The sequence below is a fragment of the Bradyrhizobium sp. USDA3010 genome, assembly GCF_056429065.1.
In genome coordinates, this window is the sequence record NZ_JBWJZD010000029.1 from 63,135 (window position 1) to 80,108 (window position 16,974).

A 16,974-nucleotide genomic window follows, 5' to 3' on the forward strand; every position below is an offset into this window, starting at 1 on the left:
AGGACCAACGATGTTTGAGAACGATATTCCTCCAAGCTCGAGAGAGGAGGCCTTGGCGCGTCGGATAAGGCCTGTCGAGCAGAGATACGATCCTGACAAGCTGTCACACTGGTCGATCACTATGACAATTGCTTGGATTGTCTGGGGGGACCTTGGCCGTGTCAGCGAACAGTGGGACACCTTTCGAGATGAATGTGCTGATTGGATCTTTTACACCGATCCTGCCGCGTTGGCAGAGGTAGGCAGACTTGCTTTGCGAAATCTGGAAACTGGCGACGTCGCGCCAAATGACCCAGATCTGGATCGTCGATTAAGGAAAGGCGAATGGCGTCTTACCCCATGGGGCCCCTCGTCTTGGCACGGTCTCGAAATGAGAATCCGTAGCGAGGATATTCCTCCGGATTTTTCGATCGACGAACTTTGGCTTGCTGCTGGGGAAGGCAAGATCCAGGCGACAGGATTGGAATGTGCCCATGCAAATGACTTTGATGGCAAGATGGCTGAGATTCCGCACTATCTTTGGCCCAGGTTGCGCCGCGGGAAGGAGCCATCCGGCAGAGCGATGCTAGTTGGTCCCGATCGGGTTTATCGAGGCGTGGAATTTGCACGGGCAGAGGTCAAAAAGCTTTGGCCGCTAGGTCCAGACCAAAAGGTGCCTCGCGCCCTGAATGCACGCGTCGAAGATGCCGCTGAGACGCTCGATGCGGACGACATCAGTGTGAATGAGGAAGCCGCCGAAGTTAAGCCTAGGCCCCTTGCCACCAAACGTCGGATTGCTGAGCGTGAAATAGAGCCAGCGTTCGAGAGATGGCGAGCGCAACAGCCGGCGGGGTACGTGCCGACCGCACAACAAGATATCGAGCACATGAAAGAGCACGGCGTCAGCCGTGAGCGCGTCAGGAAGCTTATAAAGAAGTTCGGCGGTCGCAAGCGGGGAGAAAAGGCGGAGTAATCAGCGGCAAATATGCCGATCTAAATCAGCCGCAACTTCCGCCGCGCATTATCCGCGCATCTTTACGGCGCATTTTCGGATCGTCCAATTACCTCGCACCCACGGAGATTGATCCGTGATGATGCGAGACCACAATGGACACCGACGAAACATCTCCCCATGAGCGCCACCTTCGACGCAAGGAAGCGGCTCAGTACGTGACAGACACGTACAACGTTCCCTGTTCTCCCAAGACACTCGCGAAGCTTGCCTGCGTCAGTTCGGAAGGGCCTCCCTTTCGGCTCGCCGGGCGATTTCCCTTGTATCCGGTCTCCGGCCTCGACGCTTGGGCAAAGAAAAAGATCGGCCCGTTGGTGCGATCGACCTCTGAAGTCCGGTGTGTCGCTTAACTCCCAAAAGAAAAAGCCCGGCGACACGTCCCAATCCTGTGGCGGGACAGACGTGTAACCGAGCCTTCTCAGAAAGAAGCTTTGATGAAGACCTATACCAAACGAACCTGTAAATCTCAACCGGTTTCCGATCTGCCGCTGTTCTCCTGGCGGGTCGTTGTCCTGCGCCCGGCCACTCCGGCAGGACACTTCGTCGCACGCCGATATCGCGTGCATCCCGCATTCGCGGATCTCGTTGCAAACCTGGCTGGTATCGGCACGGGGGTGGAGCAATGAGCAACATCACCATCCGAAAGCCCAGCGGAACGCAACAGACCTTCACCGGACGCGAAGCGTGGGCTTTGCGAAAGCTCGTCAACGCAGGTGCGCGCGGACTGACGACCCTCGACCACCCGGCGCCGCGGTGGTCCCACTACATCTACAAACTTCGGAAGGCCGGGTTGAACATCTCGACGGACTACGAAGGTCATAAGGGAGAATTTCCGGGAACGCATGGGCGGTATCGCCTCGAGACGCCCGTGACGGTGGTGACAGCAGAGGTAGCGGCATAATGGGTGCGATCAGTCAAAGCTTCGCAAGTGTGGATCGTGTCGATTTCAGAGCGGTAAGTTCGGCCGCACTCGGTGCGCTCGACATCATCGTGCCGCGGCTCCTGCCGGACGGATATTCGGAGGGTAACGAGTGGGTGGCCCGGAATCCGACGCGCAACGACGGGCGCCCCGGCAGCTTCAAGGTAAACCTGACGACGGGCGTCTGGTCCGACTTCGCGACCGGCGATAAGGGCGGCGACATTATCGATCTGGTCGCTTACCTCGATTGCAAGTCCAAGGTCGAGGCGGCACGCGAGATCGGCGCGATGCTGAACGTCAAGCCGACTGCTGCATCAACCAGCTTGACCGGCAACGTTCGGGAGATGAGGTCGAAAAAGCCAGCTTCCGTCGCCGCCACGCCCGAGGAGGCAGCCACCCCGCCGCAGGCGTTTCCCGCTCGCATGCCGCCCGACAAAGACGGCAAGCCAAGGTTCATCGTTGCGGGCGACGAGGGGCCGCGCGTGCGTGACGGGGAGAAGCGTCGGCACATCTACCGTCAAGGAGGTGTCCCCGTTCGCATCAAGGTCATCACCAAAGATAGCGCCTTCAATGTCTTTCGGGTTGTGAATGGCGATGGGGAATTTGGTTGGCAGTATCGCAAGCCGGAGAGCTTTCGTTCCGTCCCGTATTTCAGCGACGTCGATCCGTTTGCCTCCGATGCCCCGCTCTTCTGGCCTGAGGGTGAAAAGGACGTGGACTCCGTTGCAGAGCGTGGTGGCACCGCCTTCACCTTCGGCGGCACCGGTGACGGGCTGCCGCCGGGATGCGAGCGGTACCTAAGTGGCCGAATGGTCGTGATCCTGGCTGACAACGACGCCGAAGGACGCCGACACGCGGAGGAGAAGGCTGCGTTGGCGGCGACCGTCGCCGAAAGCGTAAGGGTAATCCATTTCCCAGAACTCGCGAACAAACAGGACGTGTCCGATTGGTTTGCACTCGGAAAATCGTTTGAAGAATTGATCCGGCGCGTCGAAACCGTGGAGACGTGGGGCGCGACCTTAGCGCCAGAACTCGACGTCGGGGAGCAGCACATCCTTGCACGGTCTGAACGGAAGGTGTCCTTGCCCCTCGGTTACAGCTTCTCCGACCGCGGATTGATGTACCAGAACCCCGACGACCTGGATAAGCCGGCGCTCTTGATAGCCGGACATTTCGACGTGCTGGCCGAGACACGGGATACCGATGGCGCAAGCTGGGGTGTTCTCCTGCACTGGAAGGATCATGACGACCGCGACCATCAGTTCGCGCTCCCGCGATCGACACTGGCAGGCGATGGGTCAGAAGCTCGCCGGATCCTGATGGACGGTGGTTTCTACATCGCGCCAAGCCAGACTGCTCGGGGGCTCTTCAATTCGTTCCTGCTTCAGGTTCGATCGCCGAACCGGGCTCGAGCTACCCAGCGGGTTGGCTGGCACAGCAACTCGTTTGTCTTGCCGGATGATTGTTTCGGCGTTGACAATCGGGACATGTTGCTCCTGCAAAGCGCTACCGCCCATGAGCACTCATTCCGTTTATCCGGCACGCTCGAGAGTTGGCAGGAGAATGTCGCACGATACGCAGTCGGCAATAGTCGACTCGTGTTGGCGCTGTCCGCAGCGTTCGCAGGCCCGCTCATCGGGCCGTCCTCGGCCGAAGGCGGCGGCATCCATTTCAAGGGTGCCTCGTCCACCGGCAAGAGCACGGCGTTGCACGTGGCGGGGAGCGTCTGGGGCGGTGGCGATACGAACGGCTATGTCCGCTCATGGCGAGCAACCGCCAACGGGCTGGAAGGCGTATGCCTCAGTCACTCCGATACGCTCCTCTGCCTCGACGAGCTTTCCCAGCTCGCGGCCAAAGACGCTGGGGAGGCCGCTTACATGCTCGCCAACGGGTCGGGGAAGTCGCGAAGCTCTCGTGATGGTTCAGCCCGACGCGCCGCAAGGTGGCGCCTGCTGTTTCTGTCGTCGGGGGAAATCGGACTCGCCGACAAGGTCGCCGAAGATGGTCGCGGACGGCGGCTCGCGGCTGGACAGCAAATCCGGATTGTTGACGTATCGGCCGATGCTGGCGCCGGCATGGGTATGTTCGAGGAACTTCACGGTCTGCCGTCACCTGAGGCGCTTGCCCGTCATCTCCGTGACGCGACGCAGCGGCATTACGGCGTAGCCTCCCGCGAATATCTTGCAGCAATCGTTCCCGAGATCGACAGGATCCAAAAGCTTGTCCCAGATGTCGTGAATGCGTTCTGTAACGCGCACGTGCCGGACGGCGCCGATGGCCAGGTCGAGCGAGTTGCCCAACGGTTCGGATTGATCGCTGCAGGCGGGGAAGTTGCCTGGCTGTATGGGATAGCGCCGTGGGAGCGCGGTGACGCAGTGGCAGCCTGCGCGACGTGCTTCAAGCAGTGGTTATCCGTCCGTGGTGGCCACGATGCAGCCGAAACGCGCGACTGCATTGAGCAAGTCCGGACATTCCTGCTGGCGAACGGTATGGCGCGCTTCATCCCGGCTTGGGAGGAAACGCAATCGAGGATCCCCGTTCGCGACGTGGCCGGCTTCCGCGATCAAGTGGGCGATGGCTGGGACTACTTCGTCACGACCACAGCCTGGAAAGAGGTCTGCTCCGGGTTCGACCCGCGCCGAACAGCCGCTGTCATGAAGCAGAAGGGTTACATCGACGCCGGGGAGGAAGGACGTAGCTCCAAGAGTGTGCGCGTGCCCGAGTTCGGGAAGCAGCGGCTCTACCACATCCGCTCAACGTTTCTGGAGGATGCAAATGAAGCATGACTTGGAGGCATTCTCCCGGGACATCGTGGCCCTGATCAAAACAAGTGGGGACACAGGTGGCAGCGGGGACAAATCTAACAAGTCGCTGCGGGACAATAGCTTTTTTGTCCCCAGTGGCTACGCGTCAGTGTCCCCAATACATTTCGAACGGGGACAAGTTGCGTCATCGATCGGGGACAGGAAAAGCGAGCGATTACAGCCTCTTGCCAAGTGTGTCCCCGATGTCCCCGCCGCCACCGGTCAATCGCAAGAGGGGACAGCGGGCATATTCCAGGGCGGCGTGCCAGCCGAATGGCATGCGATTTTGACGGAGCTGAATCGGCGCGATCCAGTCGATTGGCTCTCGTCCGATCGTTGGTACGAGATGGTCTCTGACGCCAGAATTTTTTTGACGCGGTGGGGAAATGCTGCCCAGCAGCTCGGCTGGACAGGGCTCGACTTGTTCGGCGTGCACCCGGGAGCGCCGGGGACTCGGGTTGGAAGGTGGGGCCTGATCCTGTTCGTACAGGGCGGGGATGTCGTTGCCTTGACTGATGGTGCCGCGACGATCCGGCGCCGATCGGCAGCTGTCCTCACCTATTGGCGGTGCCCCAATCAGGCGGATGCCATTCTGATCTCGGAGGTCCCATGACTGCCGATCATCGTTTGCCAGGGTCTAAAATAGTGGGGGTAGAGAGCTCGATGTCTGACGCCAAGAGGATCCTGGAACCCTTTCATGGTCTCGAATCAATTTCGGTTCAGCAGGCGGCGAACATCACGGGCCTGACAGAACCAACTCTGAAGCGCCGCATAGCGCAATATGGGCTTGGCCGGAAAATCGACGGCGGCCGACCTTGGGTCGTCAGTCGCGTCGCACTGGCGATGTATCTGGATGGCGATTTCCGGGCTCTCGACGCGTACCATGCCGGCGAGCGCAAGGCGGAGATTGTGGCTCGCTACTACCGCAGCCAAGGCATTGGCGAGCTGTTGCGAACGTCGCTCTTCGATGAGGGCGAACAGCTGGACAACATCAAAGAGTAAAATAGCGTCCACAACGCTCAGAACGTTCAAGGCGTGTTGTCAGTGCATTGAGATTACACCGCCGACATAGTACGTAGCTATTGGCGCTGCTTCGCAGGTAATCAAACGCCAGAGCGACAGCAGCAAAAGTATCGAGAGGCCAAATCAGCGGCTTCTCTCGATATGGTCCTATCAAACAGGCCCGTTCGGCACGTTAGCCGGTCATTCCAGTAAATCGCACGCGGCGGAGGATTTCTTCGCCTTCGAGAGGTTCAACATGACCGAACATTCTTCGGTTGTGCGGGATGATGAAGACATTCACGCACGGCCGGCGTTCAACGCGAAGCTACAAATTCGATGCCCGGGGGCTCTGCCGTCGGCGGTAGATGTTGCGGCGGCACGCAAGATGATGACTTCGAGCGAGTATGTTCGCCGCAGCCTGTTCTCGAGCCTGGAAGCTGACGGCATCGACCCCGCACAACTGCCGGGAGCGCTATAACGTGGCGCGCCAGGCGAATGGGACCTACTTGCAGCCAGCTAATACAGCTGCAGTACCGGGTACCACGATCTCATCCACGGCTTTCAATACCCTCATAACAGATGTGGGGACGGAAATCACGAACTCGGTTGACCGTCTTGGCCGGTCGGCGATGCAGGCTGCCCTTCCCATGGGCAACAACAAAATCACGGGGATGGCCGATCCGACAGTCTCGACGGACGCGGCAACCAAGAACTACGTCGATACAACCACGGGTGCTTTCTTCTCGACCGGTGACGGCAAGTTTACGTTAAAGAGCGTCGCAGATCCCGGCTGGGTGATGTGCAATGACGGCACGATCGGCAGTGCGACATCTGGCGCGTCAACTCGGGCAAATGCCGATACGCAAGCCCTTTTCACACTGATTTTCAATAATATTTCCGATACTTTTTCGATCCTGTATGCCGCTGGAGGCGGTGCACAAACAACTCGTGCAGCACAAGGAAGTGCCTCGGCCGCTTGGGCATCCAACTGCCAAATCTCTTTGACTAAAGTGCTAGGCCGAGCACTTGCATCCGCAGGCAGCAATGGCGGTCCTGCCGGGACGTGGGCACTCGGACAAAATTACGGCACAGAGGTTGTCACGCTTGCGGCCTCCCAAATACCTACCATTACCTCGTCCGCCTCATCGACGTTTAGCGCAACGGTCACCAGCACTAATTTCGTTGCCAGCAATGCGGGTGACAGCACCGCTGTTTCTGCCGTCGCAGGTGGCTCAGCAATGGGTATCGCAGCTTCCGGCGGCACGGTTTCGCATATCGCTTCCACCGGTACTGCAAGCGGTTCGGTCAGCTCGATGTCGAACAATACCGGCGGTGGGTCTCACAACAACATGCAGCCTACATCGTTCTGGAACGTGATGGTGAAGCTATGATGGTTTCAATTTCTGAAGTTGGAGACGTGGAGCTTTTGAAGCCACTTCACGCAGACGCAGTTCTATTGGTGCCGGTCGTCACTGATGATGGTCAGTGTTTCGAACTGCGGCTCAACACGGAGAGCTATCGGAAGATCGGACAATTTCTCATCGCACTTGCCGCTCTCGCGGCAGAAACTCCACAGTCAAAGCCGCTAGGGGAGTCGCTGCATTGACCGTGCTTGGGAACTACAAGACAAAGTCAGAGTTCATCCGACGCAGCATCATCGAGCGATTGAAGGCTGACGGCATCAACACTGCCGAACTCGCGGGAGTTGCCTGATGCCCGCTCCTGGTGATTACTCCGTCAGCTCGCCCGGCGTCCAAGCGGACCTCACGCCGGATTATGTCAAGCGGAAGCTATATGCTCCTGCGTTGATTGACTACTCGATCGATACCAGCGGTACACCTCAGGAAGTTCAGCGCAAGCAGGCGTTGGCTGACGCGCTGATGAAGCAGGGGATGGACTCGACGCCTGCGGCCGGCGGTCCCGGTGGCGGCTGGATCACCGCGCTTAATCGTGGCTTTGCCGGCGTGCTCGGCGGCTTTCAGCGCGGCGCGGCGGCCAACGAGGAGCAGCAGGGGCGCGCAGGTGCTCAATCGCGCGCCCAACAACTTGCGGCGGCACTTGGAGCCGGGGGCAAGGTTTCTCCGGGCGATATGATTTCTCTTGCAAGCAATCCTTGGGCCTCTCCAGCACAGACGCAGGCCGTTACACACGTTGCCGACATGCAGGCTCAGCAAGCGCGGCAAGCGGTTGAGGACAAGCATTGGGCTGCGTCTTACGAGCTCCAGAAGCAGGCTGCTGCTCGAGCTGCTGACAAGACGCCAGCTGGCTTCATGGCTGATCCGGCCAATCCGGGCGGTTACAAGCCTATTCCTGGGGGGCCCGCCGATCCCGCTTACCTGACAAGCGCGATGGCAGCAAAGGGTACCGATCTGCCCAACAGCGCCAAGGAGTATCAGTTTTACCTGAAGACCTTCCAGCCGACGCCCGAAGCGCCGCAGCCGATGGACTACGGCACGTTCTCGACGGCAAAGGCGCGAGCTGCTGCAACCAACGTCACGACCAACGTCGATACCAAAGGCCCGGATAAATACGATACCGTCATGGGTGAGGGGATTGCGAAGTCTCACAGCGCCTTGTCGAACGGCGTTGAGGATGCGCAAGCGCGAGCGCGCGATCTCGCTGCCATGCAGGCCGCTGTGGACGCCATCCAGAAGAACGGCGGCACGACGGGCGGCATGGGGCACGCGCAGGCGCTTGAACTGTCCAAGACCATCAATGCCGGCGCTGCGGCCCTCGGCCTCGAGCCTCCGATTAACGAGAAGGGCATTTCCGATAAGGAATTCCTGACCAAGTTCAACCGCCAGATCGCGGGCGCGCAAGCCAAGGGCGCGATGGGCTCGCGAGTGACGAACTTCGAAATGTCGAACTACCTGAAAGCCAATCCGGGCCTTGAAATGTCGATCACGGGCAATCAGCGACTGATCGGCATCCAGTCCCAGATCGAGCAGCGCAACGTCGCGGTTGGCAATGCCATCCGGACTGCGGCGGCCGAAGCAGTCGGCGCAGGCCAACGCGTTAATCCAGCGAAGATCGAGAAGATCATCCGGGACTACGACGAGACGCACCACATCCACGATCCCGTGACCGGCCAGGATTTGACCCAGAGCTATACACTGCCCGAATTCCAGAGTGGCGGAACGAACAAGGGCCTCGCTGCCGGCCACGAAGCCAACATGAAGAAAATCCGCCGCTATAACCCTGAGACGGGGGCGCTTGAATGACCGTGCAAATTCAGGCGCCTGATGGGTCTATGGTCGAATTTCCCGCCGGCACGTCTGATGCGACGATCACGTCGGTGATGGCTCGCGAGTTCGGTGGACCGAAAGCCCGGAAAACCGCGACAGAGTCAGCACGGACGGCGGGCGAGGAGATGCCAGCGTTCGATGCGATGGGCAATGCGACCGGCGCGACGACGCAGCCCCTCGCGGCGCCTCAGATGTCCTATAGTGACCAGATGGGCCACACCATGGGCGCGATCGATAACAGCGTCCGGGCCGTCGCCAATGGCATCCCGTTCATGGATCGGTTCGCGGCCGGCATGGGGGCTCTGACCGGCATCGGCGGGGAGCGCGGCGACTATGCCGGCAACCTCGAAAAGCAGCGCGCTGAGGATAAGAAGCTCGAGGAAGCGCCGATTGCAAACACGGCCGCGCATCTGGTTGGTGGGGCGATGCTGCCGATTGGAGCTGTCGGCGCTGCGGCAAAAGGGACGGGACTGCTTGCAAAGACGCTGCTCGGAGGGGGCACCGGCGCGATGTTCGGCGGCACGCAAGGTGTGTCGGATGCTCCAGACTTGACGGACTTACCGGACACCCTCCGACGGGCGCGGAACGGCGCGGGTGTGGGATTGCTTGTTGGCGGCCTACTTCCTGGCACCGCAAAAGCTGTTGGCGCTGCCTACAACGCTGTGACTGCAGCGCTGCTGAAGGGAGACGGCATTTCGCGGCCAGCAACCAGGCAGCTCGCCGCGGCGCTGGCTGCCGACACCCCGGCAGCGGTGCGTTCCCGGTTGGACGAGCTCGGACCAGATGCCATCCTGGCGGATTCAGGACCAGCCTTGCTGGGCAAGGCTCAGGGTGCCACGCTCAATAGCGACGAGGGTCGCTCGCTGATGGTCAACGCACTTGCTCGCCGAAACGAGGGCACGAACAAGCGCATTGGGGATGATGTTGAGCGGGTGCTTGGCCCCGCTGAGGATCCGCAGGATGTGACAAATGCGATCCGGGCACGCCGATCGGCGGCCGATAATGTCAATTACCCAGCTGCCTTGGACAACGCTCCTGCCGTGCAGACGGCGCCGATCCTAAGACAGTTGGACCATGCGATTGATAGCTCGGTCGGTAACGAGCGCCGCGCGCTCGAAAACCTCCGCAACATGATGATGACAACGGAGCGTCGGCCGCGACTGGATGCTTTCGGGCATCAGGAAGTGAACCCGCGAACCGGGCAGCCGATCTTTGACGAAGTGCCGGTTTCTCAGAACCGAGCCGACATCCTGCATAAAGTGAAGGGCGAGTTGGACGCCGTCATAAACTACGACGCACCAGGATTAGGCATTCCGGCCGGTGCGCTGCAGCAGCGACAGGGCGCGCTGCAACAGTTCCGCGGCTTGCTCAACAACGCGCTTGAGGAGCAGGTGCCGGGCTATGCCCGCGCGAACGCACAATCAGCAGCACTGGCCCGACGTGGTGAGGCGGTAGAAGCTGGCACTCAGTACCTTGGCTCCGGCAAGACCACACCATCGCCCGGACGCTTTGCTAACGAATTTGACGCGCTCGAGCCTGGCGAGCAGATCGCCTTCGCGAAGGGAAGCCGAGGCAATATCGAGCGCGTGCTTGGCACCAAAGCCAACGACCTGCAAGCCCTCCGAGGTGAGTTGCAGGGTGAGGGCGGCTGGAATACAGCCAAGATTGCGACCGTACACGGTCAAGAGGCGGCCGACGAACTTGCGGCCTCGGTGGATCGCAATCTGAAATTCCGCGACACCTATAACAAGGTCGTGGAGAATTCGCAGACTGCGCAGCGCCAGGCTGCGGCGCGTGCCATGAAGCCTGAGCCCTCAAGCGAAACTCCGCTTCTTAACCCGAACATGAGCGTGACGGGCTTGTTGGCGACGGGAGCAAAGAAGACCGCGAACGCTGCCCTGAACGCCATGCGGCCGGACCCGACCAAGTCGTTCGGGGAAGTGGCTAGAATTCTGTCTGCCCAAGGCTCCGAGCGGGACCGCTATCTGCTAGCGTTATCGGAAGCTCTGCGCAATCACGAAGCCCAAAAAGTCTTAGCGCAGGCTATCGGCGATCGGACTGCTCTGGCGGCAGCACTTCTTGAGAACGAGCATTTGCGCGGTCGTACAGGTACGCGATGAGGCACGTCGCTCCAAATCCCACCAGACAGATCGTCATCCCCCAGTCGTCGCCCCACGCGATGAAGGCACCATTGATGCTCCATTTCACGCCGGCAATGATGGCAATCAGAGCTGCGCTGCAGACGACAATACGAAGCATAGAGACAACCGCGGGGTTCCAATGACCCATATAACCACGACGGAGGGCTTTGAACTAGCCGACCTCTACCCGGATCTACCGTCATTTGTCAGGCCCATCGACGGGCAGGATTCGCGCGGACACGTGGCGGATTATCTAGATCATTGGTCGCCGCCCTCTATCACGGGCAATCCTGAGACTGATTTCAATGCCGGGCGCGGTCATTGCCTCTCGGCCATCCGCTACTCGCGTGAAACAGCCTCGGCCGTCTTTTTGCTGTACGTCCTCATGACTATTCGGAGCCGGCCGATCGGGGATGTGGAACGCGGGTTCGTCTTCGAGTTGACCCTTAAGGGCTTGGCCGGCCGCTGCCCCCCACCTATCGACGACGTCTATTTGAGTGAAGCGGCCCAGACGGGGGAAGCCATTGAAGATATGCGATGGCACGAGAGCCTGATGATGGCCGGCCTAGAACACTGCCGGGAAGTTGGTCACGACCGGTTTTACGAATACGTGCTGACCCTGCTTCAAGGAGACCGGCGCGGTTGGATCGGCGCCGCCGTCTATATGTTGGCCCGCTCGGCGGTGAATGGAGGCGAGCATTGACGAAGCCGAAACGTGCGGGTGCCGGAAAGCTCAGGTCGGAAGCTTCGCCAACGACCACAGCGCCAACGACCGCCGCGCCACGGGCCTCCTGCCCGCCACCGCCCGAACTGGACAAGAACAAGCCGACGCTCGGCCACTTGGGAGGATCGAACCATGACGAATGGAACCAGGCGCTGTGCAACCAAGTGCTCAATGCGGCATTCTACGGAAAGAGCATGGATGCGAAATCCCGTCTCGACGCCTATTACGCCAACCTCGCATTTCTAGCAGGAGTGAAGCCTACCGATGTCATTGAAGGCATGATGGCCGCCCAGCTGTTCGCTTCGCATGCGGCAGCTATGGAATGCTATCGGAGAGCTTCGCTACCTGATCAAACCTTGGAGGGGCGCGACATGAACCTGAGGCACGCTGCCAAGCTGACACGAGCAAACGCGGCCCAGGTCGAAGCTCTGGCGAAGCATCGGAACAGGGGCCAGCAGAAAGTCACCGTAGAGCATGTGCACGTCTACCAGGGCGGCCAGGCGGCCTTTATCGCCAGTGCCCCCGGGGAGGGGGTAGGGAAAATAATGGAGGGTCAACCCCATGCTATTGGACATGCAGCAGGCACCTCGATGCGGTGCGCGAACCCGGAGCGGCAAGCCCTGCCAATCGCCGGGGATGCCGAACGGACGCTGCAGAATGCACGGCGGCCCGTCGCCGGGAGCGCCTAAGGGGAATCAACACAACTTCAAGCACGGTCGGTATTCTGCCGCCGCGATTCAACAGCGGCGATTGTTTGCTGACCTGATCAAGGAAATGCGCAAGACGGCGCCGATCTAGAGCATTCGCCGACCAAGATGTGTCAGTATCCGCGTCGGATGTAAGTGTCACTCGATGCCAAGTTGCGGAGCGATCTGTTGGATTAGGAACTCAGAGCCAGCCTTTGTAAGATGAATGATGTCTCTTGCCGTGATAGATCCATTGACATGTGTCAGACATCCGTCGCTACGGCACATGGCCTTTCTTGCCGACACATATTGGACGCCTAGTTCAGCGGATATTGCGCTCATGGTCTTGTCGCCAGCGTCGCTGTCGATGAACTGCGAGGTTCGCTCGGGAATGATCGCTCCGCTTCGCCTGTAGTAATTCACTGCTGCATTGGGCAGGCCGCCGCGCCAAACGGGGACTGGCCCCAGAATTATGATGCGAGGAACACCGGCAGCGCGAAGGGCGTCGATCGTCGGTTTGGTGGTTCCGACCCTATTGTTAACGTCCCAGGTCGCATGAAGCACCACGACGTCCGGCTTGATCTCGGAAATGCGGTGCACAATCTCCGCATTCTTTTCCAGACAATTTCGGTTGGCAGACTGGTTCTGAATCAACAATGGGTGGCAGGAGCTTACGGTAAGCTGCGCTATCCCGAACTCGCGGTCTTGTTGCAACTTTCTAAATCCGGGAATTAGCGCCGAAGCCGTTGAGTCACCCCAAATTGCGATTAGCGGTCGTTTGCTTTCCGAACAACTACGGAAATCGCCTTGTTCGCCATCGAGCAACATGCATTCGTGCACGCGCCACAAGTCGACGCCATCGGACGCGCTAATCATAGTTTGAACCGGACCGGAAAGATCAGGCAGCTTGACCAGGGCGGCATATAGCCCGAACGCGCCCACGGCGGCCATCGCAACACCAATCGGCAATACTTTGGATTGACGACGTAGGGGGCGCTCCACCGCAAAATAGGTCAGTGTCGACAGCGCCAATGCCAACACCACGGCGGTTAATCCTAGAGTGTCGTTGAGTGGCCGGAAAAGGTAGACTTGGAGAAACACAAGGACCGGCCAGTGCCAAAGATATAGAGAATAACTGATGAGCCCGACGCTAACGAACGGGCGAATCGAAAGGACGCGGTTTACGGCAGATCCTTGGGACATAATCAGCAGTGACGCGCCGGCGACGGGGAGCGCCGCAGCCCAACCCGGGAAAGTCGTCTTGTTAGTGAATAGAAAGAATGAGGCTTCTATTCCGATTAGTCCAATGATCGCGGCCATCTCCTTGATAGCCTTCGGCTGCGCCGGGGCGAACGCTAGCAGCGCTCCCGCCATCAGTTCCCAAGCGCGCGTAAACGGCAGAAAGAACGTCGCCGCCGGGTGATCGCCGACCAACGCCAAATTGAGAGCGAACGACACAACAAGGCCGATGGCCGCGGCGAGTGGCATCCTGCGTCGTGGCAGAGCGCACAAGATCAGGGGCCACGCTAGATAGAACTGCTCCTCAATGCCGAGCGACCAGAGGTGTAGAAGCGGCTTTAGGTGTGCGTCGACGTCAAAATAATTGACCTCGGACAGCAGCATGAGGTTTGCCGCGAATAGCGAGCTCGCGGCCGCATTTTTCCCGAGCGAGTGCAACTCGTTTGGCAGGAAAAGGCGCAACCCTACAAACACGGTAGCCGCCAGAACGACGATTAGGGCCGGAAAAATCCGTCGTATTCGCCTTTCGTAGAACGTCACGATGCTGAACGTATTGTCCCGCAGCTCCCGCGCCACAATCCCGGTGATGAGGTATCCGGAGATGACAAAGAAGATGTCCACGCCGACGAACCCGCCGGGTAGGGCACCGGGAAATGCGTGGAACAGGACTACGGCTGAAACCGCAACAGCTCTCAAGCCATCGATGTCAGGTCGGTAGGCAGCTTTCATGTGCTGGCTAACCATAATGGGGCACGCTTCATTTCGAGGCCTGCGTACCACCACAACCAAGCCGGTTAAAGAGTTGCCGGGTGCGACCATCGTCTGCAACTACACCATTAGATTTATCTAGGGCGCCGATTACCCAAAAGATGCGATTGACTTGGCCGCGATTAAACCTTTAGTTGAGTTTCGTAATATTGCGGTCAAGTTTCGAAATGTCGCGGTTGAATTGGGTTTTTCTCGCTCTGTTTCTGGGGCAGTTGCCGATCTTGGTGCTAGCTCATGGGTTGGGGGCTGGTTCCGGGTTTTCGGCCGTCTACATGGTCGGGGCGCTGGCATTGCTGCTTATGAGCGGCAATTGGCGCGCGCTGACGCTGCTTCCGGCGGATCTCGCGTTCCTTGTTTTTGCAGCGGCGATTGGGTGCTCAACTTGGGGCAACGGGTTAACCGCGCCTCTGAAAGAGTACGTTCTGCTGGGCCTCTCTCTTGGGGCTTACGTGGCAGGGCGAACATTTCCGCTGGAAACCCCCGACCGTTGGTTCCGCGCCCCTTTATTGCTTGTCCTGGTGGTCGGGAGCCTCTTAGTAGCGAATGCGCTGATCGTGCAGTGGAATGACCGTCACGGGAAGCCGCTGCTGTTCGACCAGTTCGACGCTGCGCCCGTTCAGTTTATGACTTGCGCGGCGTTCTTGTTGTTTGCTGCCATTAACGGAAGGCTAAGCCGAGTTGAGACGGTAATCATACTTGCGCTGTGTTCGATTTCGCTCATGATCTTTGCCGCTTCGCAGGTGCGTTTTGCCTTTGTGGCGATGGTGATCGCTATTGTTCTTGGCCGGTCGTCGAAAATTTCGCGTCCTGTTATGTTCTGCGGTGCTATGCTTCTCGCGTTTGTATTACTCGGGCTGGTTGTCCGCTGGCACACCACATTCACATACCTTCAGCAACTGGCAGGTGCGGCCGGATGCGATGGCGATAGTTCGATTGGGATTCGTAAGCAGCTCTACGTTGATGCGTTCGGGTTGCTGCCATCTTCCGGATGGTTTGGCCGCGGCTTGGACGCCTTTATGAGTCATTCTTGCGTACAGGCTACGGAAGTCCACAATTCGATCCTACAGGCTGTCATTGAGTTCGGTTGGGTAGGCGGCGCGGCTTTCGCTGTGCTGATCTTTGGCAGTCTGACTGTGCGCTCGCCATTTATATTGACCGGGCTTTTGTTCGAGCTTGCGCTTTCGATGGCGTACGGTCGCATTAGTCGGGACGGGGCTCTTCTCTTCTTCGTCGGGTATGCCGTTCAATTTGCTTCTCGTTCCATCACGGCGCCCGTAGCCGACGCCGATTATCGGGCGGCTCAGACTGCTGAACAAAAACCGCAAACCGCGGTAGCCCTTTCAGAGAGTGCAATTCCTCAAACGACCGCAGGCCGAGTGATGACTGCATGCGGATCATCTGATCCGGTCAAAGGGTGATGCTCTTGCTGATGATGGCACCTGGCGCAACGATAACGTTGGGCCCGATTTCTACTCCGCGGAGGATGATCGCTCCCGCTCCAATTTGAGCGCCGTCGCCAATGACAACCGGGCGCTCAGCAAGCTCAATTTGATGGGGGTGCCCTATTGTGAAGATGCTTTTAATCTGGGCGTGCCGCGCTGCGGTACCGAGCGGATGGGTATGGTTGTCGAAAATGTTTACATCAGGACCGATCACGACGTCGTCGCCGATCTTGATTGAACCGCCGGACCATATGCGCGCGCCGACGTCGATATAGCAGTTTCTGCCTATTTCAATGTCGCCACCATGCGCGAAAACGAACAGTTCGCCGCCCACAAACGAATTTTGACCAATCCGGATGTGTTCGCTGCTTTCGCGGGCGTTGAGGATCCTCGCTCGCCAGCCCAACTTTGCGTGGCGGCCAAGCTTGCAAGTCGGTCGACCTAGCAGGGATCGAGCCAAAAAGCCTACGTTTAGCTGAACCATCGCCCGATGTCGGCTTTGAGGAACAGCCAAGTGGATTTCAGAACGACCTTCCAATACGGGAGGATGCGCGGGTCCCGCGATTGTCGCGGCATTCTTCCATCGGCATGCATGATGCTATGGCTTATCACCACAACCCTCGATAGACAATAAATAGCAACAATTCGGAGTGTTTTTGTAATCTGATACCGCGGAAGGAAGCGTGTGCTGCCTTCGTCGCGGTAACCATTTCCAGGCGACACACGACATCCGCGCAGAGCCGCGTTCCGCTAGAATGGAATGTGCCAGCCATATCTTTGGAGGGCGGCTGCGAAGACTGCGGTAGCTATGGCGACTAGGGCATTCCTGAAAAATGTTGCGCCGCGAGCGGCGCTCACTGAACGCAGAAACAGAAAAGCACCGATCGCGATTCCGTAATTCTTCGGAAAATCTCCGTTGCGCTTAACCACCTCGATCAAGCTGATATTCTTCGAGTCATCTGACATGGCGCAGCCTCTTTCGCCGGCGCGAGCGAGCGCCGGGCGGTTCAGTT

At 59.0% G+C, this 16,974-nt stretch carries 15 protein-coding genes and 1 pseudogene; 13 read left to right on the top strand and 3 right to left on the bottom strand.

The window, feature by feature from the left end; genetic code table 11:
* Positions 1 to 10 precede the first annotated feature (10 nt).
* The 12 genes and pseudogenes from AC066Y_RS32635 to AC066Y_RS32690 form a co-directional block, all read left to right on the top strand.
* Positions 11 to 952 (top strand): hypothetical protein, encoded by a 942-nt coding sequence (locus AC066Y_RS32635; RefSeq protein ID WP_478277458.1) that lies wholly within the window; start codon positions 11 to 13, stop codon positions 950 to 952.
* A 473-nt stretch (positions 953 to 1,425) separates the two neighbouring features.
* Complete coding sequence (locus AC066Y_RS32640) at positions 1,426 to 1,617, top strand: hypothetical protein (RefSeq protein WP_478277459.1); 192 nt, start codon at positions 1,426 to 1,428, stop codon at positions 1,615 to 1,617.
* Complete coding sequence (locus AC066Y_RS32645; protein WP_478277460.1) at positions 1,614 to 1,892, top strand: winged helix domain-containing protein; 279 nt, start codon at positions 1,614 to 1,616, stop codon at positions 1,890 to 1,892. Before AC066Y_RS32640 ends, AC066Y_RS32645 begins: the two co-directional genes overlap by 4 nt.
* Entirely contained in the window at positions 1,892 to 4,696 is a 2,805-nt protein-coding gene (locus AC066Y_RS32650; RefSeq protein WP_478277461.1) for a DUF927 domain-containing protein, read from the top strand. The genes AC066Y_RS32645 and AC066Y_RS32650 overlap by 1 nt, the downstream gene beginning before the upstream one ends.
* A gap of 681 nt (positions 4,697 to 5,377) precedes the next feature.
* Positions 5,378 to 5,716 (top strand): hypothetical protein, encoded by a 339-nt coding sequence (locus AC066Y_RS32655; protein WP_478277462.1) that lies wholly within the window; start codon positions 5,378 to 5,380, stop codon positions 5,714 to 5,716.
* A gap of 256 nt (positions 5,717 to 5,972) precedes the next feature.
* Entirely contained in the window at positions 5,973 to 6,194 is a 222-nt protein-coding gene (locus tag AC066Y_RS32660) for a hypothetical protein (protein WP_478277463.1), read from the top strand.
* Between the two features lies 1 nt (position 6,195).
* On the top strand, positions 6,196 to 7,107 hold the full coding sequence (locus AC066Y_RS32665; RefSeq protein WP_478277464.1) for a hypothetical protein: 912 nt from the start codon (positions 6,196 to 6,198) through the stop codon (positions 7,105 to 7,107).
* A gap of 321 nt (positions 7,108 to 7,428) precedes the next feature.
* The gene (locus AC066Y_RS32670; protein ID WP_478277465.1) at positions 7,429 to 8,937 is read left to right on the top strand and encodes a hypothetical protein; all 1,509 of its coding nucleotides are present in this window, start codon (positions 7,429 to 7,431) and stop codon (positions 8,935 to 8,937) included.
* Positions 8,934 to 11,081, top strand: coding sequence for a hypothetical protein (locus AC066Y_RS32675; RefSeq protein WP_478277466.1), 2,148 nt, complete (start codon positions 8,934 to 8,936; stop codon positions 11,079 to 11,081). Before AC066Y_RS32670 ends, AC066Y_RS32675 begins: the two co-directional genes overlap by 4 nt.
* Positions 11,082 to 11,241: 160 nt before the next feature.
* Positions 11,242 to 11,805, top strand: a complete 564-nt coding sequence (locus AC066Y_RS32680; protein ID WP_478277467.1) for a hypothetical protein — start codon at positions 11,242 to 11,244, stop codon at positions 11,803 to 11,805.
* Entirely contained in the window at positions 11,802 to 12,515 is a 714-nt protein-coding gene (locus AC066Y_RS32685) for a hypothetical protein (protein WP_478277468.1), read from the top strand. Before AC066Y_RS32680 ends, AC066Y_RS32685 begins: the two co-directional genes overlap by 4 nt.
* Positions 12,460 to 12,624 (top strand): annotated as a pseudogene (locus AC066Y_RS32690) (hypothetical protein); the annotation flags it as partial. The gene AC066Y_RS32685 and the pseudogene AC066Y_RS32690, both read left to right, overlap by 56 nt.
* A 47-nt stretch (positions 12,625 to 12,671) precedes the next feature.
* Here AC066Y_RS32690 and AC066Y_RS32695 read toward each other — a convergent pair.
* Positions 12,672 to 14,480 (bottom strand): acyltransferase family protein, encoded by a 1,809-nt coding sequence (locus AC066Y_RS32695; RefSeq protein WP_478277469.1) that lies wholly within the window; start codon positions 14,478 to 14,480, stop codon positions 12,672 to 12,674.
* A 206-nt stretch (positions 14,481 to 14,686) separates the two neighbouring features.
* Between AC066Y_RS32695 and AC066Y_RS32700 the strand changes: the two genes are divergently transcribed.
* Positions 14,687 to 15,937 carry an O-antigen ligase family protein gene (locus AC066Y_RS32700; protein ID WP_478277470.1) on the top strand — a complete coding sequence of 417 codons (1,251 nt, stop codon included), beginning with the start codon at positions 14,687 to 14,689 and terminating at the stop codon, positions 15,935 to 15,937.
* Here AC066Y_RS32700 and AC066Y_RS32705 read toward each other — a convergent pair.
* The gene (locus AC066Y_RS32705) at positions 15,927 to 16,445 is read right to left on the bottom strand and encodes an acyltransferase (RefSeq protein ID WP_478277471.1); all 519 of its coding nucleotides are present in this window, start codon (positions 16,443 to 16,445) and stop codon (positions 15,927 to 15,929) included. The genes AC066Y_RS32700 and AC066Y_RS32705 overlap by 11 nt on opposite strands.
* A 266-nt stretch (positions 16,446 to 16,711) precedes the next feature.
* Complete coding sequence (locus tag AC066Y_RS32710; protein ID WP_478277472.1) at positions 16,712 to 16,927, bottom strand: hypothetical protein; 216 nt, start codon at positions 16,925 to 16,927, stop codon at positions 16,712 to 16,714.
* Positions 16,928 to 16,974: the final 47 nt, after the last annotated feature.